This is a genomic window from Rhizobium sp. LjRoot98 (assembly GCF_964252935.1).
GTDB lineage: Bacteria > Pseudomonadota > Alphaproteobacteria > Rhizobiales > Rhizobiaceae > Pararhizobium.
Map to the genome: position 1 here is coordinate 18,597 of NZ_CAXUPW020000012.1, position 23,096 is coordinate 41,692.

Consider the following 23,096-nt stretch of genomic DNA (forward strand, 5'->3'; position numbering starts at 1 on the left):
TTCGCGGCAGAGCGATATTTCAGCCCGCACCATCGCTCTGCCGTTTCTTTGCTGTTCGGTTCAGGGGTTGCGTTTGAACGCTAAGAGCCTGACTCGAAAAGAACTCAATAACATGGTATCTTGCGAGCCTACGGGTGAGAAGGCGGATGTGGGCGACCAGCATCCAGGCTTCAGCGGACGCGATTGATTTCTCCCGATCCTTGGCCAGTCGTCTGCATCTTCCAAGCCAGGCGAATGTGCGCTCCACGACCCAGCGACGCGGCAGCACCTCGAAGCCCTTTGCCTTGTCTGTTCGTTTGACGATCTGCAACGTGAACTTCGCGACATTGCGCAACGCCGCCCGCAGTTCCGGTCCGGCATAGCCACCGTCAGCAAAGATATGCCTGAGCCACGGCCAGCGTCTGAGGATAGTTTTGAGAGCCGTCGCTGCACCATTGCGGTCCTGAATATCAGCACGGTGAACGACCAGCCCTACCATCAAGCCGAGCGTGTCGACGACGATATGGCGCTTGCGGCCTTTGATCTTCTTGCCCGCGTCATAGCCTGCAATCCCACCGCTTTCAGTGGTTTTCACGCTCTGACTGTCAATCACCCCTGCGGTTGGTGAGGCTTCTTTTCCTTCCAGCTCTCGCGTCTCCATAACGAGATGATGATTGATCCTCAGCCACAAACCAGTCGTGCGCCATTCGTTGAAGTAACCCTGAACGGTTGAAAAGGGTGGAAAATCCTTCGGAAGCATCCGCCATTGGCATCCGGTCGACGCGATATAAAGCATTGCGTTAAGAACCTCGCGCAATTCCGTCTTGCGCGGTCGACCGAGCCTGCGTGGCCTCGGCATAAACGGAGCGACCAGCGACCACACCCTGTCCGTCAGATCACTTGCGTAACGACCTTTCCGTCGGCCATATTGGCGACGGGTGAAATCAGTCCAACCCATTGCGGTCTCCATCGAATCCTAAGCAAATCCGAAGGAATCACAACTGGCTGATTTCACTCAATTCTTTTTCAGCCAGGCTCTAAGACCACAGCCGACTTACGCGAAGCGTTGCGCTTTTCCCAATCTTCGAAAATTTGGTGGTATTCTTCAATCGTCGCGGTAGCCGTTGCGAAGTTCTTTGTTCGCCTGAGACAAATCTTTTTCGACCGCCTTGAGCTTCAAGCGCTTGCCAGGATTGATGCCGTGCCCAAAAGCGGTGCCGAACACGAATGCGGCGATCACAATAGCGCTGACTACCAAAATCATGGGAATACATCGAGTTGACATTTTGAAGCGATACCAAACGTGTTCAGGCGCATTGTGTTCCAACACAGCGAAAAAATCAAAAGAGCAATCGCGCAAACTCTACCTCATTTGAGGGATGCGGTCGCCTTCGGATTGCAAGACGTTTTGTAACGGGGAATTTGTGCAAGGGGAACCGCGATGCAATGGTCCTCGCTCTGCCTGTTCGTCGAAGACGGTCGCGTAGCGGTCGACAGCGATGCTGCCGAGCGGGCTCTGCATCCGATAGGCGTTGGAAGGCGCAACTGGCTATTCGCGGGAACCGACACCGGGGCCGGAGACTTTGGTGCGGGCCATTGCGATAATCGAGACGGCCAAGATGAATGGCCTTGATCCACAGGGATACTTGGCTGATGTGCTTAATCGCATCCACGATCACAAAATCAATCGACTCGACGAGCTGCTGCCGTGGATCTGGTCACCGCTCGTCACAAACTCTGCCGAGGCAGCCTGATGGCAACAGTTACGCACGTCCGTACGATCAAATTTGTTGCAGAAATTCTCAAAGAGGACCCGGAGCTTGTTGAGGCAAACGTCCCCAACGATGATAATCTATGGCAGCATCATCTCCGTCTACACCCTTCCTCGACAGCTTTGTTGACGACGAGCTCCTCGTCGCTCTGCATCAAAGCAAAATCTATGCGGTAGCAATCGGGCGGTTACATTCCATCACATACAGTAGCCTGTGCAAGTGAGAACGGACCCCAGCCTTCGGTAAAATGCCCGAGGTCTTATTGAAGTAGAGTCGTTCCAGTCCGTGGGCGGAAGCGAAGTAGAAAAGGAGGGAGACCCAGCGGGCCTCCCTCCTTCGATGATGCTATCGCTGGCCGCCGCCCTGCTGGCCGCCTTGGCCGCCGCCTTGCTGGCCACCCTGGCCACCGCCCTGCTGGCCGCCTTGGCCGCCGCCTTGCTGGCCACCCTGGCCACCGCCCTGCTGGCCGCCTTGGCCGCCGCCCTGCTGGCCGCCTTGGCCGCCGCCCTGCTGGCCACCCTGGCCACCGCCCTGCTGTTGATTAGTCATCGGGTATTCCTCCTTTTGAGCGTCGCTCCTCGGCGACGTGTGGCCTAACCACGCGATGTCCGCGCGGTTCCCTCACTGAGAAAAAAGTTTTGCCGATGCGAGCCGGTTGTTAGGATCGCGACATACCCGCAGCATGGCGGTGAAGCAGTAAATCCAGAATATCAAACGCTTTTTCTGATCATCCTCGCTCGAACGCGCAAAGGTTTGAACAGCAGGGAATTGCGGACAAAGCTTCCCCTTACTTTGCAACCGGCTGCGAAGAGAGGGAAATTTTGCCAAGGTAGTGTTCCATGCTGAGGCGGTTTGCTGTTTGGTGCTGAGAACGTCCAACAAGTCGTGTAGAGCTGATGCGTTGAGGGTTGGACGTCGGCCGGGCGAACCGTAGTAAAAGTTCGCGGCGTGTGGAACGAGGTCGGCTTGATCTAGTTGTTTTCCGTTGAGGAGAGAAACAATGTCTGATCGCATGACAGGGTTCACCGACGCTGAACTTTTGGAAAATCTGCCGGCCCTGCGCGCGTTCGCGCGTCGCTTTCACAAATCCACGATCGATGTCGATGACCTTGTCCAAGAGACTTTGGCCAAGGCGATCGCACATTCAGGCAGTTACCGACAAGGGACGAAGCTTCGATCATGGCTTTTCACGATCATGCGAAACACGTTTTGTACGAAGTTCAAAGTCGCCAGGAGAGAGCAGGTCGGTGAAGTCGACGACTGCGCTGCGCGCGCGTCTTCACCTCCGACACAAGACTGGGAAATCCAAGGACGCGAGTTGGAGAGAGCAATCACCGCATTGCCCGACAATCACCGGGTCGTCGTCGACCTCGTTCTTATCCAGGGCTTAAGCTACGAAGCCGCTGCGGAGGAATGTGATGTCCCTGTGGGCACCATCAAAAGCAGGGTCAATCGGGCGCGGATCCAGTTGAGCAAGGCACTGGATCCTTAGGAAGTACAGACCTAATGCAATTCGATACCAGAGTTACCAAACAGTGCATTTGCGATATCCTCAAGTTCAGCAGGCTTTTCACACAAGGCAAACCCTGTAAACCTCACGGGAAGGACTGACGGGTCGTATCCCGTTGCGAACACGAACGGGATATCGCGTCGTTCGAGTTCTTCCGCGACAGGAAACACGAGCTCATCGCCCAGATGGATGTCGAGAATCGCGGCATCGACCTGTTCTGTATCAAGTAGCTCGAGCGCAGCGCCAACGGTTGCGACCGGGCCGACCACGATGGCTCCGCTCGCCTCCAGCTTCTGCCGGGTTTCATCAGCTAGGAAGTATTCGTCTTCAACGATAAGTACGTGTTTTCCCGCGAAAAGCGGAATAATTGAGTGTTCCAACGGGGGTGTCCTTCCGTGGCGGAACACCTGCATATAAGGGCTCCTCGCGCTCCGCAAGCTTGAACAGGCTTTGAGCGTTTTTGTTCCAACTGCGGTCATCGGTATAAATCCGCTTGGGACGCGTTATGTTTGCTACAATCTCTGAAGATCGGCGACGATGGTAGAAGCCGCCGGCAAGGTAAGGGAAGCAAGGATGGTTCTTGAGGACCTCGCTTTACGCGCACGAACTTGCTGCCAAAAAAGAGTGCGGAAATGACATTCAATCCTGAAAAATTGGACCGGGGTTATGGATGGAGGCCGAATTCATGCCGCGGTTCGTCGGTCGAGACCGCGGGAACAATAGTGATGGCCGTCAGCATGATCCTCCACGGACTGGGGAACAATGCCGTGAATTACGGCGCTCTCTCAATGCCGGGGGGCGAGATACACGTCGATTAGGCGATCGAGTCCGATGCCAATGGGCGCCCCTTCTCCACTGTGAGTGGCGCGAGATGAATGGGCCACCTGTTTCTCCGCCCGCGCGCAAGGGCTATGGAAGGCAATTCATCGAGGGGGCATCGATACAGGCTGGGGGGCGATGGAACTCGTATACGAGTCCTGAGGTCCAACGGCACGCCTCAAAATTCCAATGTACATGAGGTCTGATGGACCATCCCGCGGTGTTCCACCTCGAACGCGGGAAGCTTGTCCTAATGGTCGAAGACGAAATGTTCGTGCCCTCTTGCGACACCGATTTCGGCGTTCTGGGGCCTGCCGGATCCGTCCGTAACGATTTGATCTCCTTAAGGCCGAATGCCCTGATGCAGCCGTTCTCGATGCCCGCCCGGCGGCCGAACGGTGACGCCGGTCGCCATTGAACATGGGCACTCGGCATCCCCTGTGTTATCGCAAGCGTACGCGATCCCTCCGAGCTTGCGTCCGCACCTGCACCTTCCGACGTAGCTGCCCTCGGCAACCTGACGGACCTTGATCGCCTGGTCGGGTGATTCAGGCTTTTTTGCAGATGACGGGGTGGCGATGAATGCGCTCCCCCTTGTCCATCGCCACGCTTTCACTATCTCAGATCCGTCCTCGAATTTGGAGCCTCGAGATGGAAGACCAGGTTGCGCAATTGATGGCCGTCGCGGAGGTGGAGATAATTCCGCCGCAGCGCGACGAGGGGGGTGATTGTACGGAGCGATGCATTTGCTGTGGACGTCGAACCGTCCTTGACACTGATGGCTGTGGTATCTGCGAGGAATGTCTCGCTTCCTGAAGACCACGAAGGGTAAGAAGTACGGTAACTCCTGCTCCGTCGTTAAAGAATCAGCCAGCGTTGCCCGCCATCTCGGCGACGGACAACCTTTGTGGCTGTGGACGTCCGTGATTCGGGCCCAGATTCTAGGGTCACTACAATCGCTGTGGCTGGTTTTCCGTTTGGAATATTCAGCTATGGAAAGGTCAGCCAAGCTATGGTGCCGCCAACCACTATAAACGTCACTGGCACAGCCAGAAATCTCAACATCCCAAGATTTGTGTTGATGTGGCCGACCCAAGCAAACCACCAAGTTGGTCCCTGCCCTCCATCTGCCATAACGCACACTTCTCCCCGTTAATCGACCCTCGCCCAACCGGCTCCTGTTCAGATTGTTCCACACCATTTGAGCGGGCTCTCGAAGTCGCTTGGACTCCACGGGGTGTCGTTGAAGGTGTACGCTGTTATCCAACGGTCGGCTGCCGCCGAACCGGAAGTTTTGCCATCGCGCTGCCCAATTTTCTCCCGGCGACGGAACTATTAGTGGCTGTGTCGGTTCGCTGCTGTCGAACCGGAATTTGGAGCCGGTGGAGGAGACTGTGAGCCAGGCGAGAGGCGTCCGACACATGAATTGCGAATACAATCGTACCCTTAGTGTGCTGCATGCGTCTGAGGATTGACAATGGTGGACATCAAATACGGCCGGACCTATTGCCCCGATGGACTTAGCAATCAGATCGGGGCGAGAACCCCATCTTCGCTCTGTCAAAACGTTCACCGTTCCTGCAGCAGCTCGGATGCTGTCGTTTCAGGTCTCCTAGCATACGAGCATCATTCATCGGACGCCAACGGGCCAGGAGATGCGCCGCCAAATGTCTTGGTGGCATCGATGTTTTTGTCCGACTCTCTCCAAAGGGGAAGGGGGCGTCGCTTGCGCCTTGCACTCGACGAGCCTAGGTCGGAGCGAAAGTGCGCAATTGGTGACTTTAGAAGTCTTTCGTCCGTTTCTGAATTCCAAGTGCGTTACGGCGCCCACTTTGTCTGCTCAAGCCCACTCAACCCGCCTTTGCTCGTCGCGATCGAGGGGTACCGCGCGGATGGGACATTGAGCAGGCGGTGCTTGAACCCGTTGTATAAGCGTAGGGTCTCGTGTGAAGGCAAGCGGAGGGCTCCGTCATGAGTGGTAGTTCTTCCACGCCGACAGTTCGTACCTATACTGGACCCGCCGGCGGGTGGGGGTCAGCAAAGTCCGTCAAGGAAATCTTGCTACGGGAACATGTGCCCGTGCGAGGCGTCAGACTGTTGCGCCACCAGAACAAACCGGAAGGCTACATGTGCGTCAGTTGCGCTTGGGCCAAGCCCGCAAAAACACATCCGCTGGAGTTCTGTGAGAACGGTGCAAAGGCAACGGCCTGGGAAGTCACCAGCCGCCGTGCCGACCGGGCGTTCTTTGACGCCCATACATTGACCGAGCTGGAAATCTGGCGCGACCACGACCTAGAAGAGCAGGGTCGGCTGATACATCCGATGAAATGGGATGCCGCGTCCGACAAATATGTTCCGGTTCCATGGGGGCAGGCCTTTGCCGAGATCGGTAGGGAGTTACAGGCGCTGGCGCCCGAGCAGGTCGATCTTTACACCTCTGGACGGGCATCGCTGGAAGCCAGCTACATGTATCAGTTGTTTGCTAGAATGTATGGCAGCAACAACCTACCCGACAGTTCCAACATGTGTCACGAGAGTTCGTCAGTGGCTCTGCCCGAAAGCCTCGGCGCGTCCGTTGGGACGGCGATCCTGTCAGATTTCGAGAACACTGACTGCATTTTCTACATCGCCCAGAACGTCGGCACGTCATCTCCTCGGATGCTGCACGATCTTCAGGATGCGGTCGATCGCGGCGCAAAGATCGTCACTTTCAACATGCTGCGTGAGCGGGGGCTTGAGCGCTTCGTCAATCCACAATCTCCGACCCAGATGTTGACCGGGCACGAGACGACGATATCCTCTGACTATTATCAGGTGAGGAACGGCGGCGACATCGCAGCGCTATTCGGCGTTTGCAAGGCTCTAATCGAAGCCGACGATGCGCTCAAGGCATCCAGTCTGTCGCAAGTTGCGGGTGAGGACGACAAGCCAGCCGATCCCAAAAGCGCGGCAATGGTGGCTTTTGCCGCCTCGATGGCCGCCGCCGACAAGAAGCATGTTCTCGATCACGATTTCATCAACGAGCACACCGCCGGCTACGAGGAATTTGCCGCAGCTGCGCGCGGACATCAATGGGAGGAGCTCGAGCGCATTTCCGGCTTGTCCCGAGTGCAAATGGCCGAGGCGGCCGTGACCTATGCGAAGTCAAACGCTGTGCTGACTATTTATGGCATGGGGCTGACCCAACACCTGATGGGCGTTCAGAACGTTCATATGTTGGTGAACCTTGCTCTTCTGCGCGGTAATATCGGCAAGCCCGGTGCGAATATCTGCGCGGTGCGTGGCCACTCGAATGTTCAGGGGCAACGAACGGTCGGCATTACGGAAAAACCGGGCCTAGCACCGCTCGACAAGCTGGCTGAACTCTACGGGTTCGAACCGCCGCGCTGGACGGGCCGCTCGACTGTAGAAACCTGTGAGGCAATCATCGACGGGTCGAGCCGCGCCTTCGTGAGCCTCGGCGGTAATTTCCTGAAGGCAATCCCGGAAACTGAAGCGGTGGAGGCGGCATGGCGGAAATTGCGTCTGACGGTACAAATCGCCACCAAGCTTAACCGCAGCCATGTCCTGCATGGCGAAGTCGCCTACCTTCTGCCTTGTCTCGGCCGGATCGAGGTTGATCAGCAAGCGACGGGTCCCCAAGCCGTCTCGATCGAAAGCTCGATCGCTCACTTCCACGGGTCGCGCGGAAAAACGAAGCCCGCTAGCCCCGATCTCCTGTCCGAGCCCGCGATCGTCGCGGGTATCGCCAAGGCTACGCTCGGTGAAACCCATGTTCCCTGGGATCAATGGGTTGGCGACTACGGGACGATTAGAGATGCGATAGAGGCAACCTATCCTGAGACCTTTAGAGATTTCAACAAGCGGCTGTTCCAGCCCGGCGGTTTTCCGCGGCCCTTGCCGGCGCGGGAGCGCAAATGGGTCACCAGCAGTGGCAAGGCCAATTTCATCACGCCCGATAAGCTGTTTCCTGATCTCTCGACCTCCGGGAGAAGTGACGTGCTACATCTGGCGACCCTGCGTTCAAACGATCAATTCAACACGACTATCTACGGCTATAGCGACCGGTTCCGCGGTGTGGAGGGGACGCGGAAAGTGGTTTTCATGAATGGCGAAGACATAGCCGCAATGGGGCTGACAAATGGCATGAGCGTCGATCTCACCACGGCGATCGAGGAGGAGAGGGTACGAACAGTTACTGGATTCCGCGTCGTCGAATACAACATCCCGAGAAGCTCATGCGGGGCGTATTTCCCTGAAACGAATCCGCTGTTTCCCCTGGGCCATCACGACATCCAATCGAAAACGCCGTCCTACAAGCTTCTTCCCATCCTGATTACACCGTCGTCCGAACTGCCTCACGATTAAAGCTTTCTTGGTCCAGGATTGATGATGTCGTCGCGCACGCGCAAAAGTCGGCTGAGTTTGGTGTTCTGGCAGCTCGCTACGGCTGCGCTGGCTGCAACTCTTGCCGCCACAATAGCTTTGAAAATCTCGACACTAAATCCGATGGTTGGCAGTCGCGCGCTTGTTGGCGTTTCTGGACCGGGCGCCCAGCATTTCACTTTCGCTCAACCGGTCAATAAAACGCGTCACTGGCTCGGCATCCTTGTGGCTTTCCTATCGTGCATGGGATTAGCTGCTCTCCTTGGCTACATCGGGGAACCCCTGAAATTGCGCCAGGACCCTGCCGTCACCTCGGAGCTGGAAAAGATCCGACTCATGCCAAACGGGATCAGCGGCGCGCCGCCGGATGTCGATTTTGCTCTCGGCCAGCCCTATGAAAACGCTTCCTATAACCTTGCCCAAGGTAAACGTCTGTACTCCTGGTTCGGATGCGCCACTTGTCACGGGGATGGTCAGGGTGGGAAGGGACCCTCATTTCTCGACGGCTGGTGGCTGTATGGGCCGGAAATGGTGTCGATTATATCGTCCATCCGCGACGGGCGGCCGCATGGCATGCCATCTTACAAGGACAAGATCCCGATCGAGCAGATCTGGCAGCTGGCAGGATATGTGCAGTCAATTGGAGCCTATCAGGCCAAGGTCGCAGCGCCTGGCCGCAACGATGCAAGGCAAACCCGCCCCGCTGAAAACCGTGCACCCGCTGCGATCCTGTTTGAGCCAGTCCCGACCCGTGTTCATCCCGACCAGGGACCGAACCCATGAGAGCGGTCGCATTTTTCATTCTGTTTGTCCTGACGAGCGTTGCGGGCTGCAGCGGTTCGCAATCAGCGCTCGATGTGGACGGCGCGCCAGCGATCCATCTCAAGGGCCTGATGACAACGTTTGTCTGGATCTGCGGATTTGTGTGGCTGCTCGTCATCGTTGCGCTAATTTACGCGTTGGTGAGGTCACGCACCGGGGATGCTTCAACCCAACCGGACGGTCCTTGGACGAAGATCGTGGTGTCTTGCGCGGTGGTGGCGACCGCCGTTATCATCACTGGACTGACAATCGCAAGTTTTTACACGACGCGCGCGATCGACGGGAGCCATGGCGAAGCTATCACGATCGCCGTCAAGGGCGAGCAATGGTGGTGGCGCATCCGGTATCCAAACCGGGACCCGGCGCTGGAATTCGAAACTGCCAACGAGATCCATATTCCTGTCGGACGGGACGTGCGCCTGCAGCTGGAAAGCGTCGATGTCATCCATTCCTTCTGGGTCCCAAGTCTTGCCGGAAAACAGGACCTCGTTCCCGGCCGTAGCAATACCCTGCTCATTCGCGCCGAGCGGCCCGGGATCTACCGCGGCCAATGCGCCGAGTTTTGCGGCCTGCAGCACAGCCATATGGGAATCTTGGTCGTGGCCGACGACGAGGCGTCCTATGCGCGATGGCTCGCCTCGCAGCGAAAAGACCAATCACAAACCATGAACGCTGAAGCGTCGGCCGGCGAAAAAGTGTTCTTGGCCAAGCCTTGTGCCGCTTGCCATACTGTCCGAGGCAGGTCCTCCACGGGAACAACCGGCCCCGACCTGACCCACGTCGGGAGCCGCCAGACCATCGGCGCCGGGCTCCTTGAGACGACCCCAGGCTCGCTCGCAGCCTGGATTGCCGACCCTCAAACACTCAAACCCGGCAACAACATGCCGATGGTACCACTCACAAGCAACGAACTGCGCCAGATTTCCCGTTACATGGACAGTCTCAAATGAACGCTATTAGTCCAGATCGGGATACCCGGGACAGCCAACTTACCGAGGCAGAGCTTGAGCGACATCTGAACGCGACATGGGGCTCGCCGGGCGGTTTTTGGGGCGCGTTGTCAAATGTCGATCACAAAGTTATCGGTCGGCGCTACATCGTCACGGCTTTCGTGTTTCTAGCCCTCGGCGGTTTCCTGTCGCTTGCCATGCGGCTGCAGCTATCCCAGCCGGAAGCCCGCTTCATCGGTCCCGATCGTTACAATCAGATTTTTACAATGCATGGGACGAACATGATGTTCCTGTTCGCCGTGCCGGTAATGGAGGCGATGGCGATCTATCTCGTTCCTATAATGGTTGGCACCCGCAATATCGCCTTTCCACGACTGAACGCTTTTTCCTACTGGATGTTTCTGGCCGGAGGGATCCTGCTTTGGGTGGCTTTTGCAATCGACACCGGTCCCGATGTCGGCTGGTTTGCCTATCTGCCACTGGCTGGCCCGCAATACGGGACCGGAAAAAGGGCGGACATCTGGGCGCAGATGATTACCTTTACCGAAATCTCCGCCCTAGCGGTTTCGCTGGAACTAGTTGTCACCATCTTCAAACAGCGGGCTCCCGGCATGTCGCTCAATCGCATCCCACTGTTTGTCTGGTCGATGCTGGTCACATCCTTCCTCGTCATACTTGCCATGCCGGCCGTCATGATCGCCAGCACCTCGCTCATCCTCGACCGACTGGTCGGCACACACTTCTTCAATCCCGCTGAGGGCGGTGACGTGTTGTTGTGGCAGCATCTGTTCTGGTTCTTTGGCCATCCAGAGGTCTACATCATTTTCCTGCCAGCCGTCGGCATGGTCTCGACAATTGTCGCGACCTTCACGCAGCGGCCCGTCTTCGGATATCTGGCGATGGTCATGGCTCTGATTACCACGGGAGTGCTGGCGTTCGGGCTCTGGGTGCATCACATGTTCGTCGCCGGCCTGCCTCGGCTCGGCGAGAGTTTCTTTACAGCATCCAGCATGGCGATCGCGCTTCCCGCCGGCCTGCAGATCTTCTGCTGGCTCGCGACGATCTGGTGGGGCCGTCCGATCTTCAAAACGCCGTTCCTGTTCGTCCTCGGCTTCATCTTTACCTTCGTGATCGGTGGACTGACCGGGGTCATGGTCGCCTCGGTTCCGTTCGATACCCAAGTTCATGACACCTATTTCGTCGTCGCCCATTTCCACTATGTCCTGGTCGGGGGCGCCCTGTTTCCGCTGCTCGGCGCAATCTACTACTGGTTCCCGAAGTTCACAGGCCGGATGATGAGCGAGCGGCTGGGGAGGTGGGTCTTCGGCTTGATTGTCGTTGGCTTCAACCTGACCTTCTTTCCGATGCACATTCTGGGCGTGCAAGGCATGCCGCGAAGGATCTACACCTACCAACCCGAGATGCCCTGGGCCGGGTTGAACATGTTCATCAGTCTGAGCGCCTTGATCTTGACGGCCGGTTTCCTGCTGTTTTTTATTGATGTCATTCGAAGCGCACGTCACGGCCAGTCCGCCGGAGCCAATCCCTGGCGGGCATCGACGCTCGAATGGTCGACCGCGTCACCTCCGCCGTGCTATAATTTTCAGCGCATCCCAGTGGTTAGCGACAGCAGGCCACTCTGGACTGACAGCGAAGTCCTGACCGTTGCAAGCGGTTTGCGGGTCGATCGACGTGAATTATTGGTCACGGGGGTGGTCAATGCGTCGCCAGAAGCCCGCGAGTCTTCACCAGGTCACTCGGTCTGGCCCTTCTGGTCGGCAATCGCCACCACCATCGTACTGATCTGGTCGATCTTTACACCGTGGGCGGTCGTTTGGGGTTCAATCCCGGTCGCCATAGCGTTGACGGGGTGGTTCTGGCCCAAGGGCGAACCGGAGGACGAATCGTGAAAGAGGTCGTAGTTCTGGACGTTTCCGATCTGACGGGACATTGCGACGGCAGCGCGAGCCCTGCATGGTGGGGTACGCTTGCCTTTATGCTCATAGAGGGCACCGGGTTCGCACTGGCTATCGTGATTTATCTTTATCTCATGAGCCTCGCGCCGGTCTGGCCAATCGGGGTCGAACCGCCCGACTTGGGCGCCGGGACAGGCATGACCGCTCTCCTGGCGGCAAGCCTCGTTCCCAACCTCCTCGTCTCCCGGTGGGCCAAGCAGCGGGATATGTTCAAGGTGCGTATTGGTCTAATCTTCATGTCGTTCTTCGGGATTGCACCGCTTGTCGTCCGGATCTTTGAGTTTCCGGCCATGCATATCCAGTGGGACCAAAATGCCTATGGATCGGTGGTGTGGCTGCTGCTCGGACTGCACACGACTCACATCCTGACCGACCTTGTCGAGACCCTCGTTCTCACCTGCCTGATGTTCACCCATCACGGCGATAATCTGCGACGCTTCGGAGATGTCAGCGACAACGCGATGTATTGGAATTTCGTGGTCGCCACCTGGATCCCGATCTACGTCTGCATCTACTGGGTTCCGCGGCTATGAAAACTGGGATCGTCCAATATGCCGCTTTGCTCGTTCCCGTCGGCCTCTGGGGTGTGACCACGCAACTGGGGCAGATCTTGCCCTCGGTCGATTGCAATCGCAACACGGCTTTGACCCTGTCTGCCAGCATCTTGGCCGTGATCGTTTCCCTATCTGCGGTGGGTGCCGGAGCAAGGTCGTCGCAATCGAAAGACGGGTATCAAGAGAGCCAATTCGGGATCCTCTGGTGGTGTGGAGGCCTGCTGTTTAGTTTTGCCGTCTTCCTACAGGGAGCAGCAGCTTTGCTGATAAGCCCATGCGAGAGATGATCATTGTCCTCATGTTCGTCATGGCGATGAGCCCCGCGTCGGCCCATGGCACAGACGCGCATTCCGACGGAGCAACCTGGACCTTCGACCCCTGGATCGTCGCACCTCTCGCGATCATGGCGATTGCCTATGGCATGGGATCGGTGAAGATGGTGCGCCGCGTAGCACATGGCAACGGCGCTTTCGCTTCGCGGCTCGGATTTTTTATAAGTGGATGGGCGACGCTTGCTGCGGCGCTGACATCGCCCCTCCATTGGCTGGGCGAGCACCTCTTCACCTTCCACATGATCGAGCACGAAGTGATCATCGCCGTGTCTGCCCCTCTGCTTGCCTTATCGCGTCCGGTGTCAACCTTTGTTTGGGCCCTGCCGAGGCGCGGGCGTCACATTGCTGGTGCCGCGATGAAGAGCGCAGCGATGCGCAGGATCTGGGACTGGTCGACCCGTGGGTTAAACGCCACGTTGCTGCACGGGGTAGCGATCTGGGCCTGGCATCTGCCTTGGCTGTTCGATGCCTCCGTCACCGATATCAGCCTGCATCGCCTGCAGCATCTGAGTTTCCTGATCACCGCCCTGCTGTTCTGGTGGTCGATTTTTTGGCGCTGCAGCCATGGGGCCGCCGCATGGCACCTGTTAGTGACGATGCTACACACCGGTATTCTCGGAGCCCTGATGGCGCTTGCCCCAAGGGTTCTTTACCTCGCCCAGACCGCGGACGCGCGGGCATGGGGACTGACGCCTCTGGAGGACCAGCAGCTTGCCGGCATGCTGATGTGGGTGCCGGCCGGAACGGTCTATGCGGGCGCGGCGCTGATCATGTTGGCCCTTTGGATCAAAGCGTCTGGCTCGCGGGATTTGAGCCATGTCTGACCTGAAGGCTGCAACCCGGCTGACGTTGCTTTTATCGTTATCTGCAGGCCTGTTTGCGGCTGTCACCGTCTTTGTGGTTGCCGGCATGATTGCCGATCGTCAGGAGCGAACCGGAATTGCGCAGGCTTTGACAAACGGTGGCGCCTCACGGGCATTGCCGCTCTTGCGAAAATTCGGGTGCTCCGGATGTCATACGATCCCAGGCGTACCAGGCGCGGACGGCCAGGTGGGAGGACCTCTTTCCGGACTTTCAGGCCGTGTTTATATTGGTGGTGTGCTCACCAATTCGTCCGATCATATGGTTGAGTGGATCGTTGCTCCACAAAGATTCTCTCCGAACACCGCGATGCCAATCACGGGGATTACCGAGGCCGAGGCGAGGGATGTCGCCGCATACCTGTACCAGCGCTGAATCATGGTTCAGGGGTCGGACGCGCGGGCAGGGATTTGATGTATTGGGCAATCGCTTTGCGGTCATCGTCGGACAACATCGCGGTATTGCTGACAACATCGGCCATCGACGAGCCGACGCGTCCGTGATTGGGTGTGTCACCCGTCTCCAGCATTCTAACAATTTGGGATTCAGTCCAACCGCCGATCCCCACCGGGGTGATGTTCGGAACGAAGCCCGTACCCTGCGGATCGATTCCGCCGGCGAACCGCGCGCTCGACTTGATGGCTCCGAAAACATCACGGGTCGAATGACACTCGGCACAATGCGACAGCGCTTCGACGAGATACCGGCCCCGATCGATACCAACAGTTTCAACGTTGCTCCTCAGCTTCGGCTGTGATGGATCAAAGAAGAGTAGTTTCCATAACCCGACGGATCTGCGGATCGCGAACAAAATATTGGGATGGTGCGGTGGAGCCCGTCCAGAGACCGCTGGCAAGGTCTTCAAATATGCGAACAGGTCGCTGATGTCAGCGGCGGTCATGCCGGTGTAGCTTGTATAGGGAAAAGCCGGATAATAATGACGCCGGTCGGGCGACACTCCTGCTACAAGTGCATTCGCCAGGTCGGAAACGCCCCAGCGCCCAATCCCGTCGACGGGATCCGGAGAGATGTTTGGCGGTCGAAAAGTGCCGAAGGGCGAGGCGAGTGCAAGGCCGCCGCCGAGTTTCAGGCGATCTGGCTGCCCAGGCGTTGCGTGACAAGACGCGCAATGAGCCGCATTGAAGACCTGGCGCCCGCGCTCGGTGTCACCAGCCATAGGGGGGAACGGATTGCTGAGGCCAAACGGGGGGCGAGCTGTCGTGAGCATCCATAGGCTGCCAAGACCAACGATTGCTGCCAAGGGCAGGGCGATTAGGGTAAACCTGACACGCATGACGTTCCTTCCGGTTAGGGATCATTGTATCCGTCCTGCCTTCAGCATCTCTCGCAGCGGTATGGGCGCGTACGACCGATCGACGTCTATTGGTCGTCAGCTATTCCGACGTTTTCGGTTGGCGATCGTCCCTAAATGGATCGGGGTGAAGAAGCTGCTGAGAGATTAGGCGCCCAACGACCAGAACAGTGAAAGCGATTAGCAACATTGTGCTCTTCCGCATCTTCGACTCCCTGTGCTGCCGGCTCAGATCAAACGCTTGCGATTCTTCAAGCTCCACCCGCCTCAATGCGCGCGAGGCGGCGTGACGGCGTTTTAAAGCTATTCCTGATCCGTTAGGTCATGAACCCGAACATTGTGCATGTGCAACGTCCCGAGTGTCTTCTGCGCGAATGTTTTCAGAGCCCCGGCGTTGCCGCTTTTTGCAAAGGTATCGAACAAGGTGACTGTCTCTTCATGGGCCGTGACCTGAGTAGAGAAATATGCCTGGTCGAAATCGGTTTCTGCCGCGCCGACCAACGCGTCGAGTTGCTTTTTTCGCCGTTCATCGAGTTGAGACGTGAAACGAACAGCATCCGTTTTCGCCGCTTCCGCCAAGTCTGTGGCTGCCCTGCCATGGTCACGAACCATATCTTTCGCAAATGACACGGCTCGAGGATCATTGGCGCGCTCAACAGCAAGTTGGGCTGCCTCGAGCTCGAAAGTGTTAGAGATGGCGGCTTCTCGCGCAAAGTCCTGTGGGGACAGGCTTTCGTGGGCCAAGACAGATGATTGTATCATGGCAAAAACAAGCGCGAGGAAAATAGTGTTTTTTGGCATCGGAATTTCCCAACTTTAGCGACGGGATCGAACTTTGATGTCGACCGAAAGTTCCTTGCAGGGAAATTGACCTCAACAAGCCTTGTCCTCGTCGATCAGGCGGACGCTAAGCTGTTTGGTGAGGTAACGCCAGCACGTAGGTTCTTGCAAGAAAGGTTGTGTGTGCTAATTGCTGACGATCACCTGATTTGTTAAAGGGGGACTGACACACCGAGTGACACCACGCTTCCAACGGGCTTAATGCGTCAACTTCCCCTTTAACCTTCGGAAAATCTTGTAGGAGCAGAGGGTTTGCGGACAGCTCGGCGATGTTGCAGGCGAGAGGGCCGCGGTTGCGACGTGATAATGGAGCGACTGAAATGGGTTATGTTGCGTTTGTCGATCACGTTCAAATCTGAAGCCCTGTTGCCGAGCCAGATCGGGCAGGCCAAAGCCGCCAGACCCATCGCCGCTCATCACAACACTTGACGCTGTTTGCTAGGCGGAATGTGAGCAAGGGGTCCATGGTCCGGACAGGGTTGTTCATCAGGCAGCAGCAAGGGCTTTTCCGGACGGGATCGCCATGTGAGTCGGACGCTACGGTGAGCATTGTTGCTCGCCGCTACGGCATTCAGCCGAACCAGTTATTCACCTCGCGTAAGCTTGCCACTCAAGGGGCTCTGACGGCAACTGCTGCCGAGGAAGATGTCGTTCCGGCGTCCGAATACCGTGCCCTTCAGCACCAGGTCAAAGAGTTGCAGCGCCTGCTCGGCAAGAAGACGATGGAAGGCGAGATTCTCAGAGAGCCGCTTGAGATCGCCACCGGCCCAAAAAAACGTCTGTTGCGCTCGCTGTCATTGCCGAAGGGAAGTTCCCGATGACGGCTGTGTGCGAGACTTTTGGTGTTGCCCGGTCAAACATGGCTCAGCGTGTGAAACAGCGTCCCTCCAAAGCCCGTGGTCGGCCGCCGCTCGCCGATGATGATCTCATCGATGAAATCAAAGCGATCATCTCCGAGATGCCGACCTATGGATATCGCCGGGTTCATGCGATCTTACGCCGTAAAGCGCGCAGCGAGAACCTCCTATGGCCGAATGCCAAACGCGTTTATCGGGTGATGAAGGTGCGCGGCCTGCAGCCTGGGCTGAAGCGATCAGGCCAGCGTCCAGAGCGACCGAGCCCCTGAACTCCTCCACGATCTCTTCGCCTTCGGCAATGATGCCCGAATGGCCTCGAAGGTCTTGCCGCGGGCCGGCTTGCCAATAAATTCAAACACCTGTTGCAGGCGCTCTCTGGCCCTCGGTTTGTTCCTTGTGCTTGAAGAACGCCGCCTTGCCTTCTTCCGACTACGAGGCGCGTGCCATCTTCGGCAGTGCTTTCAGGATGGGCTTTTCGGCATAATAGATGTCCTTCAGCATATTAAGGAACAGGTCGTCCAAAGTCTGCTCTGCTATGGTTTTCCTTTCCGGTGATTTTGGCGCTGACGAACAGTGACAGCGGGTAAAAGTTCCAGAGGGATCTTCGAGATAATTAAGATCGTAGTCGGCCGAACGAGTGCGCATGATTGAGGTGCGCCGGGTTAGGAACCGAGCTTTGGGACATCATGGATGCTAGGCACGCCAGGAGGATCACGGCCATCGGGATCATCAATGAAATGCAATTCGAGCCCTTTGTCAGCCATTCGCTCGGTCATGATCTCGGCTAGACCTCACCGCCCGGTCTGCGCGATCGATCAAGGGTTCCATGCTCGCACTGGTCGGTGATAAGCCAAGCTTTAAGCAAACAGCAATAAGATTGATTTTCAGCGGATATTTCAAACTTTCCTAGTCCGCAGTTGATGCGAGGTGGCCTGTATGTCGGGAAGCGTTGTACGGCGCTCGAGTCCAGATTTTAGGGGCGCGGATTTCTCCGCGCCCTAAATATCACGCGATTGGCGGTGAGGCCTTGCCGAGCTTTATGGAAGGCTCGCGACCCCACACCCGCAACTTGCCAAGCTCCGCGACGAAAGCTGCAACGTCCTTCGCGCTCGATAATGTAATCGTGCCTTCATCGAGGGCGCCGCCGATACCCGCCTTGTCCAGAAGCGGCAACGCCGACTGGTCGCAACCAATATACTTGCAATGCTGGAACGCGTCGGCCACGAAGTCCCGTGCTGCCGCTTCCTTGACGAGGTCGTCAATCGACTGATGAGACGTCAGGAGCACGACGGCGTCGAACAATACAGAAGGGCCGCCGTCAATCATATACTGCGCCTCAATGAAGCTTCCGTCTGCCGCGGTCACGCCGCCGACTTTCGGTGCGATAATCTCGAAGACCGCCTTTTCCTTTGTCACAGCTGCAATCAGGGCCTTAAGCAGATTTGCATCGGCGCCGTCGGCAACGAGGATCCCGAGCTTGCGACCCTCGAAGCGTTTTGGACCTCGTTCGATGATGCTCAGCGCCGGCGAAGGCTCCAGATCCTGTCGGGTGGGCATTGCGGCGTCGGCCGGCTTCGGCATCGATTGGAAGCCGAGTTTTTGCGCCACGGTGGTAGCCAGCGTCTCATCGATATTCATCAGATGCGACACCATCCGCTCCCGGATCACAGCGGTTTCGACCCTACTAAGCTCGAAGGTCAGCGCCATGGCGATATGGCGTTGCTCGGCTCCCGTCTGGCTGATGTAGAATTGCCGCGCCTGGCTGTAGTGGTCGGCAAAACTTTCTGGACGCATGCGAACCTTCTGCCCCTGTTCCTCGGCAGGGAAGTGGCGATAGCCGCGCGCCGGAGACTCCCGTGGCCCTTCGCCGAAGGAGTTGGGCTGGTAGTTGACCCGTCCGACGGGGTTGCGCATGGCCATATGGCCATCCTGCTGAAAGTGCGCGAAGGGACACTTCGGCGCGTTGATCGGCAAATGCGTGAAGTTCGGTCCGCCTAGTCGCTTCAGCTGTGTATCAAGGTAGGAGAAATTCCGACCCTGCAGCAGAGGATCGTTCGAGAAATCGATGCCCGGCGGGACGTTTTGGGTCATGAAGGCGACCTGCTCGGTCTCGGCGAAAAAATTAACGGGCATGCGATCGAGCACAAGACGACCAATCGGACGAACCGGAAGCACTTCTTCTGGAATGATCTTGGTCGGATCGAGGATGTCGAAATCGAAGCTGTCGGCGAAATCCTGGTCAAACAGCTGTACGCAGAGTTCCCATTCCGGGAAGTTACCAGACTGGATCGACTGCCAGAGATCGCGGCGGTGGAAATCGGGATCTGCGCCGTTGATTTTGACGGCCTCATTCCAGGCGACCGACTGCAGACCGAGCTTGGGCCTCCAGTGGAATTTGACGAAGGTGGATTCCTCGCTAGCATTGACGAAGCGAAACGTGTGAACGCCAAATCCTTCCATAAAGCGGAAGGAGCGCGGGATTGTCCGGTCCGACATGATCCACATCACCATGTGCATGCTTTCGGGCGTCAGGCTGATGAAGTCCCAGAAGTTGTCGTGCGCGGTCTGTGCCTGCGGAAAGGCGCGGTCCGGCTCCTGCTTGGCGGCATGGACCATGTCTGGAAACTTGATCGCGTCCTGGATGAAGAAGACCGGAATGTTGTTGCCGACCAGATCCCAGTTGCCTTCTTGGGTATACATCTTAACGGCGAACCCTCGGACGTCGCGGGCGAGATCGGCAGATCCCTTGTTGCCGGCGACGGTTGAGAACCGCACGAAGACCGGCGTCTTCTCGCCCGGCCGCTGGAATACATCGGCGCGCGTGATATCCGACAGCGATTCGTAGGTTTCGAAGAAACCGTGGGCGCCATAGCCACGCGCATGCACAACGCGCTCGGGAATGCGCTCGTGGTCGAAGTGGAAGATCTTTTCCCGGAAATGAAAGTCGTCGATCAGCGCCGGACCGCGAGCACCCACCCTCAACGTGTTCTGGTCGTCGCCAACAGGACCACCCTGGGCGGTCGTAAGGATGTCTTGCCCGTCCTCAGCGATCTGGTGAAGCTCCCCGCCGGCGCCGCGATGGAGCTGCTGGTCATGAATGGTTACCGTGTCGTTGACAGAAGATGTGGTCGTGGCTTTCGTAGTTTGCTTGGCCATCTGATTTTCCTTGCGATGTTGAAAGGATGCCAAATAAGAAAAGGGCCGCCCGTTAGGACGGCCCTTTGACAACAGACTTAGGCGGCCTTGCCTTTGCCTTTGGCGTTTGCCTGAGCCTTGGCGAGTTGCGTCAGCTTTTTGTCGGTGGCTTCTTCCTCGGCCAGGTTCGCCTGCAACAGCGGTACCGCGTTATTGAGACCAAGCTGCTCGGCCCAGGCGATTAGAGTGCCGTAACGGGCGATTTCATAGTGCTCGACCGCCTGCGCCGACGAGATCAAGCCGGCGTCGAGGGCCGGAGAACCCTTGAATTCCTCCATGATCTCCTCGCCTTCGGCGATAATCCCCTGGATAGCCTCGCAGGTCTTGCCGCGGGCCGGCTTGCCGAGCAGTTCGAACACCTGCTCGAGGCGATCGATCTGCCCTTGGGTTTCGTCGCGGTGTTGGAGAAAGCCTGCCTTGCCTTCTTCGGAGTCGGCGGCACGCGCCATCTTCGGCAAAGCTTTCAGAATCTGCTTTTCCGCGAAATAGATGTCCTTCAACGTGTCGAGAAACAAATCGTCGAGTGTCTTTGTGCTAGCCATGATGTCCTCCTTTATGGCGCCAGTGGTATCTGATGCTCATCCGTTAAGACGAGCGTTCAGGCGCCGTCGCAGGGGCGGCAGCGCGGGCTTCAAACCTGTAGTGGGGTGCAAAGTTCCCGACGATAATGAACTTTAGCGACTGAAATCGACGAGTTCTGTTTGGTAACGAGGCTGGTATTCGCTGACCTAAGAGATCGCGACCTTGATGCGGTGACGCGCTCGATGCATTCTTGAGCGCGCCGATATGGACATGGAGATTCCTGACCGATTCTCAAACTGATCAACGGTAGCATCTGAAACGGTTGCATCTGCTGTCGGCACCGTTGCCGATCCATCCACCAGCCAGAACGCCGCTTGGAGCGCGGAGAACTGGCAGCATTCGGGACATCGATCCATCCATGTCTGGCGCCAGGCGATCTATTGCTACCGCGACTTTGGCATTGCCGAGGCTTCGCTCCTGGCCGCCAGCCGCCCATGTGCAGCACGACCCGCCGATCATATGGAGCGTATGGAGAAGTGCGAGCGGACCATCATTCTTCATCACTCCATACGGAGAGGCTGGAAAATGGCCCACGATCTGAGCACTAGATGATGTGATTTGGCTCGCGGACATGGAGGCGTTATGGACTCATTCTTCGAGAGGCTGCGTCCATACGCAGTTTTTCGTTCGTCAATCGCTGCCCATCGAACAAGCCTTGCAGATGTAACGTCAAGATTAGTACAATCAACTACAATAACGCCGATTTCATCAGGGGCTGTAAATACGCGCTCGTTCGAATATTACGCACGCTGACTGCAAGAAGTAGGCACCGTCAGTACCACTGCGTCAAGAGGAGGCCTAAACGGCTTCTCGTTCGGAGGTGTCGGCTGAGCGGTTTTCTTTGAATTCAATATGGGCGGGACCTAATCAACGAATTCGACTACGACACCGGGCTTGACCATACCTGCCAGTTCTTCGACGTCCCAATTCGCCAAGCGAACGCATCCATGCGAGCCGACCTTGCCGATCAGTTCCGGTTCCGGCGTGCCATGAATACCATATGTGGGCTCGGTCAGGTCGATCCAGACAGTGCCTACAGGACCATTCGGCCCGCTTGGCAGTTCAAGAATCGTCTTGTTGTCACCCTGCTGGAAATTGATTTTGGGATTATAGGTGTAGGTTGGCATACGCGACACACCCTTGACCTCGTGCTTACCCGTTGGTGAAGGTGAACCATCGCTGCCAATCGTTGCAGGATAGACTGTTAGCAACGATCCATCCTCTGCAAGCGCAAAGACCTGTGCGGTTTTCCGATGAACCAGGATCTGTTTTACCAACCCCGTGCCGTTGGCATTTGGGATCGCCACCGCCACCGTCTCACCGGGTTTGAAAGTTGCTGTCGGGTTCAGGGACTTGATTAGATCGATATGCATATGAAAGCGCTCGGCAAGCTTCTCGGCGACACTTGTATAACCGAGATGTTTCATTTTAGCTTGTTCGGCGTAATCCTTGGGAATATCTTTGACAATCTCGGCGCCGTCTTCCTCGCTGATCTCATAAGCTTGAACGGAGGGGACGTCGTCGACCAGGCGGGCGAGCACGTCCTGATCCAGCTTGCCGTCCACCGCCAAGCCTTGAAGCGCCTCGAATCCCGCAATGGCTTTTGTCAGATTGTCGCCGTAATACCCATCAATGACGCCTGGAGAAGACCCGGCGCGATCGAGAAGGACCTGAACGTGCACCACGGCCGGATCGGGCTCAATCTGTTGTTCGGTCGGTGGCTCGACCGGAAGCGACGCTACGACAGAACTGTTGATGGATTGTGCATCGATCGCAACCGCAAGTGCCGGGCTGCAGAGCGCCGATGCAGCGGTTAGTGACAGGCACCGAACAATTCTGAACATATTTTGCCTCGCTCGCATATGTGTGGTCGCCACGCCGCCCCACGACAGGGCGCTTAGGCCACCTAATGCCGGGGTCATATCCGCGAATAACGCTGCCTTCAGCAAACGGTTCCAGAGGGTTGTCCATCAAAGTGAAGAAATCACTTCCAGCCCATATTTCCCTCGATCAGGCCCCCACGAACGCGCAATGTGAAGCGCAACAGAAATCCCGACGTCCACCATTTAGGGCGCCGCTCGTTCATAGCCCGTGTAGGTTTCCTGAGGTGTGCCGTGTCCCGTGTTTTTGATGGTAACGGCCTCGATCACCTTTCTACCATCGACGCTGTCCAGGTCTTGTCCCCTTGACCATTTCGCCGATATCGGGCCGTTCGCCACTCCATGCACACGCCACTGATCGATGATGGCTTTGGCGTTCGCCGGAATGCACCGCGGCGTTGCTTGTCCGGGGCCTAATCACACACGCTAAACATATCTGCCATCATGTTCAGCTACATGGTAGGTAAGG

18 protein-coding genes and 4 pseudogenes are annotated in these 23,096 nt (G+C 57.1%); 11 read left to right on the forward strand and 11 right to left on the reverse strand.

Annotated elements, in window-relative coordinates:
* Positions 1–115: 115 nt before the first annotated feature.
* Positions 116–937 (reverse strand): annotated as a pseudogene (locus ACSQ3J_RS26265) (IS5 family transposase); the annotation flags it as partial.
* Positions 938–1,084: 147 nt separating this feature from the next.
* Positions 1,085–1,243 carry a hypothetical protein gene (locus tag ACSQ3J_RS26270; RefSeq protein ID WP_156397632.1) on the reverse strand — a complete coding sequence of 53 codons (159 nt, stop codon included), beginning with the start codon at positions 1,241–1,243 and terminating at the stop codon, positions 1,085–1,087.
* Positions 1,244–1,441: 198 nt separating this feature from the next.
* On the opposite strand from ACSQ3J_RS26270, the pseudogene ACSQ3J_RS26275 reads away from it, so the two are divergent.
* Positions 1,442–1,733, forward strand: a pseudogene (locus ACSQ3J_RS26275) (transposase domain-containing protein); the annotation flags it as partial.
* Between the two features lie 363 nt (positions 1,734–2,096).
* Here the strand turns inward: ACSQ3J_RS26275 and ACSQ3J_RS26280 are convergent.
* Together ACSQ3J_RS26280 and ACSQ3J_RS26285 are read right to left on the reverse strand one after the other, a co-directional pair.
* Positions 2,097–2,300 (reverse strand): hypothetical protein, encoded by a 204-nt coding sequence (locus ACSQ3J_RS26280; RefSeq protein ID WP_200956638.1) that lies wholly within the window; start codon positions 2,298–2,300, stop codon positions 2,097–2,099.
* Positions 2,301–2,372: 72 nt separating this feature from the next.
* On the reverse strand, positions 2,373–2,765 hold the full coding sequence (locus ACSQ3J_RS26285; protein ID WP_156397634.1) for a hypothetical protein: 393 nt from the start codon (positions 2,763–2,765) through the stop codon (positions 2,373–2,375).
* Here ACSQ3J_RS26285 and ACSQ3J_RS26290 point away from each other — a divergent pair.
* Positions 2,752–3,243 (forward strand): sigma-70 family RNA polymerase sigma factor, encoded by a 492-nt coding sequence (locus tag ACSQ3J_RS26290; protein WP_436040662.1) that lies wholly within the window; start codon positions 2,752–2,754, stop codon positions 3,241–3,243. The genes ACSQ3J_RS26285 and ACSQ3J_RS26290 overlap by 14 nt on opposite strands.
* A gap of 11 nt (positions 3,244–3,254) precedes the next feature.
* Here the strand turns inward: ACSQ3J_RS26290 and ACSQ3J_RS26295 are convergent, their stop codons facing one another.
* On the reverse strand, positions 3,255–3,674 hold the full coding sequence (locus ACSQ3J_RS26295) for a response regulator (RefSeq protein WP_060504497.1): 420 nt from the start codon (positions 3,672–3,674) through the stop codon (positions 3,255–3,257).
* Positions 3,675–4,285: 611 nt separating this feature from the next.
* On the opposite strand from ACSQ3J_RS26295, the gene ACSQ3J_RS26300 reads away from it, so the two are divergent.
* The 8 genes from ACSQ3J_RS26300 to ACSQ3J_RS26335 all read left to right on the forward strand — a co-directional run bounded on the left by ACSQ3J_RS26300 (position 4,286) and on the right by ACSQ3J_RS26335 (position 14,336).
* Positions 4,286–4,498, forward strand: coding sequence for a hypothetical protein (locus ACSQ3J_RS26300; protein ID WP_060504498.1), 213 nt, complete (start codon positions 4,286–4,288; stop codon positions 4,496–4,498).
* 1,553 nt (positions 4,499–6,051) lie between these two features.
* The gene (locus ACSQ3J_RS26305; RefSeq protein WP_436040663.1) at positions 6,052–8,448 is read left to right on the forward strand and encodes an FdhF/YdeP family oxidoreductase; all 2,397 of its coding nucleotides are present in this window, start codon (positions 6,052–6,054) and stop codon (positions 8,446–8,448) included.
* 261 nt (positions 8,449–8,709) lie between these two features.
* On the forward strand, positions 8,710–9,249 hold the full coding sequence (locus ACSQ3J_RS26310; protein WP_060504516.1) for a c-type cytochrome: 540 nt from the start codon (positions 8,710–8,712) through the stop codon (positions 9,247–9,249).
* The gene (coxB, locus tag ACSQ3J_RS26315) at positions 9,246–10,238 is read left to right on the forward strand and encodes a cytochrome c oxidase subunit II (RefSeq protein ID WP_060504500.1); all 993 of its coding nucleotides are present in this window, start codon (positions 9,246–9,248) and stop codon (positions 10,236–10,238) included. The genes ACSQ3J_RS26310 and coxB overlap by 4 nt, the downstream gene beginning before the upstream one ends.
* Entirely contained in the window at positions 10,235–12,148 is a 1,914-nt protein-coding gene (gene ctaD / locus ACSQ3J_RS26320; protein ID WP_060504501.1) for a cytochrome c oxidase subunit I, read from the forward strand. The genes coxB and ctaD overlap by 4 nt, the downstream gene beginning before the upstream one ends.
* Positions 12,145–12,747, forward strand: a complete 603-nt coding sequence (locus ACSQ3J_RS26325) for a cytochrome C oxidase subunit III (RefSeq protein ID WP_060504502.1) — start codon at positions 12,145–12,147, stop codon at positions 12,745–12,747. The genes ctaD and ACSQ3J_RS26325 overlap by 4 nt, the downstream gene beginning before the upstream one ends.
* Positions 12,748–13,066: 319 nt before the next feature.
* Positions 13,067–13,924 carry a cytochrome c oxidase assembly protein gene (locus ACSQ3J_RS26330; protein ID WP_244482150.1) on the forward strand — a complete coding sequence of 286 codons (858 nt, stop codon included), beginning with the start codon at positions 13,067–13,069 and terminating at the stop codon, positions 13,922–13,924.
* Positions 13,917–14,336, forward strand: a complete 420-nt coding sequence (locus ACSQ3J_RS26335; protein WP_060504505.1) for a c-type cytochrome — start codon at positions 13,917–13,919, stop codon at positions 14,334–14,336. The genes ACSQ3J_RS26330 and ACSQ3J_RS26335 overlap by 8 nt, the downstream gene beginning before the upstream one ends.
* Position 14,337: 1 nt before the next feature.
* Here ACSQ3J_RS26335 and ACSQ3J_RS26340 read toward each other — a convergent pair whose 3' ends face one another.
* Both ACSQ3J_RS26340 and ACSQ3J_RS26345 read right to left on the reverse strand, forming a co-directional pair.
* The gene (locus ACSQ3J_RS26340) at positions 14,338–15,255 is read right to left on the reverse strand and encodes a c-type cytochrome (RefSeq protein ID WP_436040664.1); all 918 of its coding nucleotides are present in this window, start codon (positions 15,253–15,255) and stop codon (positions 14,338–14,340) included.
* Between the two features lie 321 nt (positions 15,256–15,576).
* Positions 15,577–16,074 carry a DUF4142 domain-containing protein gene (locus tag ACSQ3J_RS26345; protein ID WP_060504508.1) on the reverse strand — a complete coding sequence of 166 codons (498 nt, stop codon included), beginning with the start codon at positions 16,072–16,074 and terminating at the stop codon, positions 15,577–15,579.
* Between the two features lie 566 nt (positions 16,075–16,640).
* Here ACSQ3J_RS26345 and ACSQ3J_RS26350 point away from each other — a divergent pair.
* Positions 16,641–17,188 (forward strand): annotated as a pseudogene (locus ACSQ3J_RS26350) (IS3 family transposase); the annotation flags it as partial.
* A gap of 1 nt (position 17,189) precedes the next feature.
* On the opposite strand, the pseudogene ACSQ3J_RS26355 reads toward ACSQ3J_RS26350, so the two are convergent.
* The 4 genes and pseudogenes from ACSQ3J_RS26355 to ACSQ3J_RS26370 form a co-directional block, all read right to left on the reverse strand.
* Positions 17,190–17,507: pseudogene (locus ACSQ3J_RS26355) on the reverse strand (YciE/YciF ferroxidase family protein); the annotation flags it as partial.
* A gap of 468 nt (positions 17,508–17,975) precedes the next feature.
* Complete coding sequence (catE, locus tag ACSQ3J_RS26360; protein WP_436040665.1) at positions 17,976–20,126, reverse strand: catalase C; 2,151 nt, start codon at positions 20,124–20,126, stop codon at positions 17,976–17,978.
* 77 nt (positions 20,127–20,203) lie between these two features.
* Entirely contained in the window at positions 20,204–20,707 is a 504-nt protein-coding gene (locus ACSQ3J_RS26365; protein WP_060504510.1) for a YciE/YciF ferroxidase family protein, read from the reverse strand.
* Positions 20,708–21,610: 903 nt separating this feature from the next.
* The gene (locus ACSQ3J_RS26370) at positions 21,611–22,591 is read right to left on the reverse strand and encodes a L,D-transpeptidase family protein (RefSeq protein ID WP_060505661.1); all 981 of its coding nucleotides are present in this window, start codon (positions 22,589–22,591) and stop codon (positions 21,611–21,613) included.
* Between the last annotated feature and the right edge of the window lie 505 nt (positions 22,592–23,096).

Bases quoted from the DNA above. Each gene is read 5' to 3' on its own strand.
- ACSQ3J_RS26270 (WP_156397632.1), bottom strand. From the start codon at position 1,243: ATGATTTTGGTAGTCAGCGCTATTGTGATCGCCGCATTCGTGTTCGGC.
- ACSQ3J_RS26280 (WP_200956638.1), bottom strand. From the start codon at position 2,300: ATGACTAATCAACAGCAGGGCGGTGGCCAGGGTGGCCAGCAGGGCGGC.
- ACSQ3J_RS26290 (WP_436040662.1), top strand. From the start codon at position 2,752: ATGTCTGATCGCATGACAGGGTTCACCGACGCTGAACTTTTGGAAAAT.
- ACSQ3J_RS26285 (WP_156397634.1), bottom strand. From the start codon at position 2,765: ATGCGATCAGACATTGTTTCTCTCCTCAACGGAAAACAACTAGATCAA.
- ACSQ3J_RS26295 (WP_060504497.1), bottom strand. From the start codon at position 3,674: ATGCAGGTGTTCCGCCACGGAAGGACACCCCCGTTGGAACACTCAATT.
- ACSQ3J_RS26300 (WP_060504498.1), top strand. From the start codon at position 4,286: ATGGACCATCCCGCGGTGTTCCACCTCGAACGCGGGAAGCTTGTCCTA.
- ACSQ3J_RS26305 (WP_436040663.1), top strand. From the start codon at position 6,052: ATGAGTGGTAGTTCTTCCACGCCGACAGTTCGTACCTATACTGGACCC.
- ACSQ3J_RS26310 (WP_060504516.1), top strand. From the start codon at position 8,710: ATGGGATTAGCTGCTCTCCTTGGCTACATCGGGGAACCCCTGAAATTG.
- coxB (WP_060504500.1), top strand. From the start codon at position 9,246: ATGAGAGCGGTCGCATTTTTCATTCTGTTTGTCCTGACGAGCGTTGCG.
- ctaD (WP_060504501.1), top strand. From the start codon at position 10,235: ATGAACGCTATTAGTCCAGATCGGGATACCCGGGACAGCCAACTTACC.
- ACSQ3J_RS26330 (WP_244482150.1), top strand. From the start codon at position 13,067: ATGTTCGTCATGGCGATGAGCCCCGCGTCGGCCCATGGCACAGACGCG.
- ACSQ3J_RS26335 (WP_060504505.1), top strand. From the start codon at position 13,917: ATGTCTGACCTGAAGGCTGCAACCCGGCTGACGTTGCTTTTATCGTTA.
- ACSQ3J_RS26340 (WP_436040664.1), bottom strand. From the start codon at position 15,255: ATGCGTGTCAGGTTTACCCTAATCGCCCTGCCCTTGGCAGCAATCGTT.
- ACSQ3J_RS26345 (WP_060504508.1), bottom strand. From the start codon at position 16,074: ATGCCAAAAAACACTATTTTCCTCGCGCTTGTTTTTGCCATGATACAA.
- catE (WP_436040665.1), bottom strand. From the start codon at position 20,126: ATGGCCAAGCAAACTACGAAAGCCACGACCACATCTTCTGTCAACGAC.
- ACSQ3J_RS26365 (WP_060504510.1), bottom strand. From the start codon at position 20,707: ATGGCTAGCACAAAGACACTCGACGATTTGTTTCTCGACACGTTGAAG.
- ACSQ3J_RS26370 (WP_060505661.1), bottom strand. From the start codon at position 22,591: ATGTTCAGAATTGTTCGGTGCCTGTCACTAACCGCTGCATCGGCGCTC.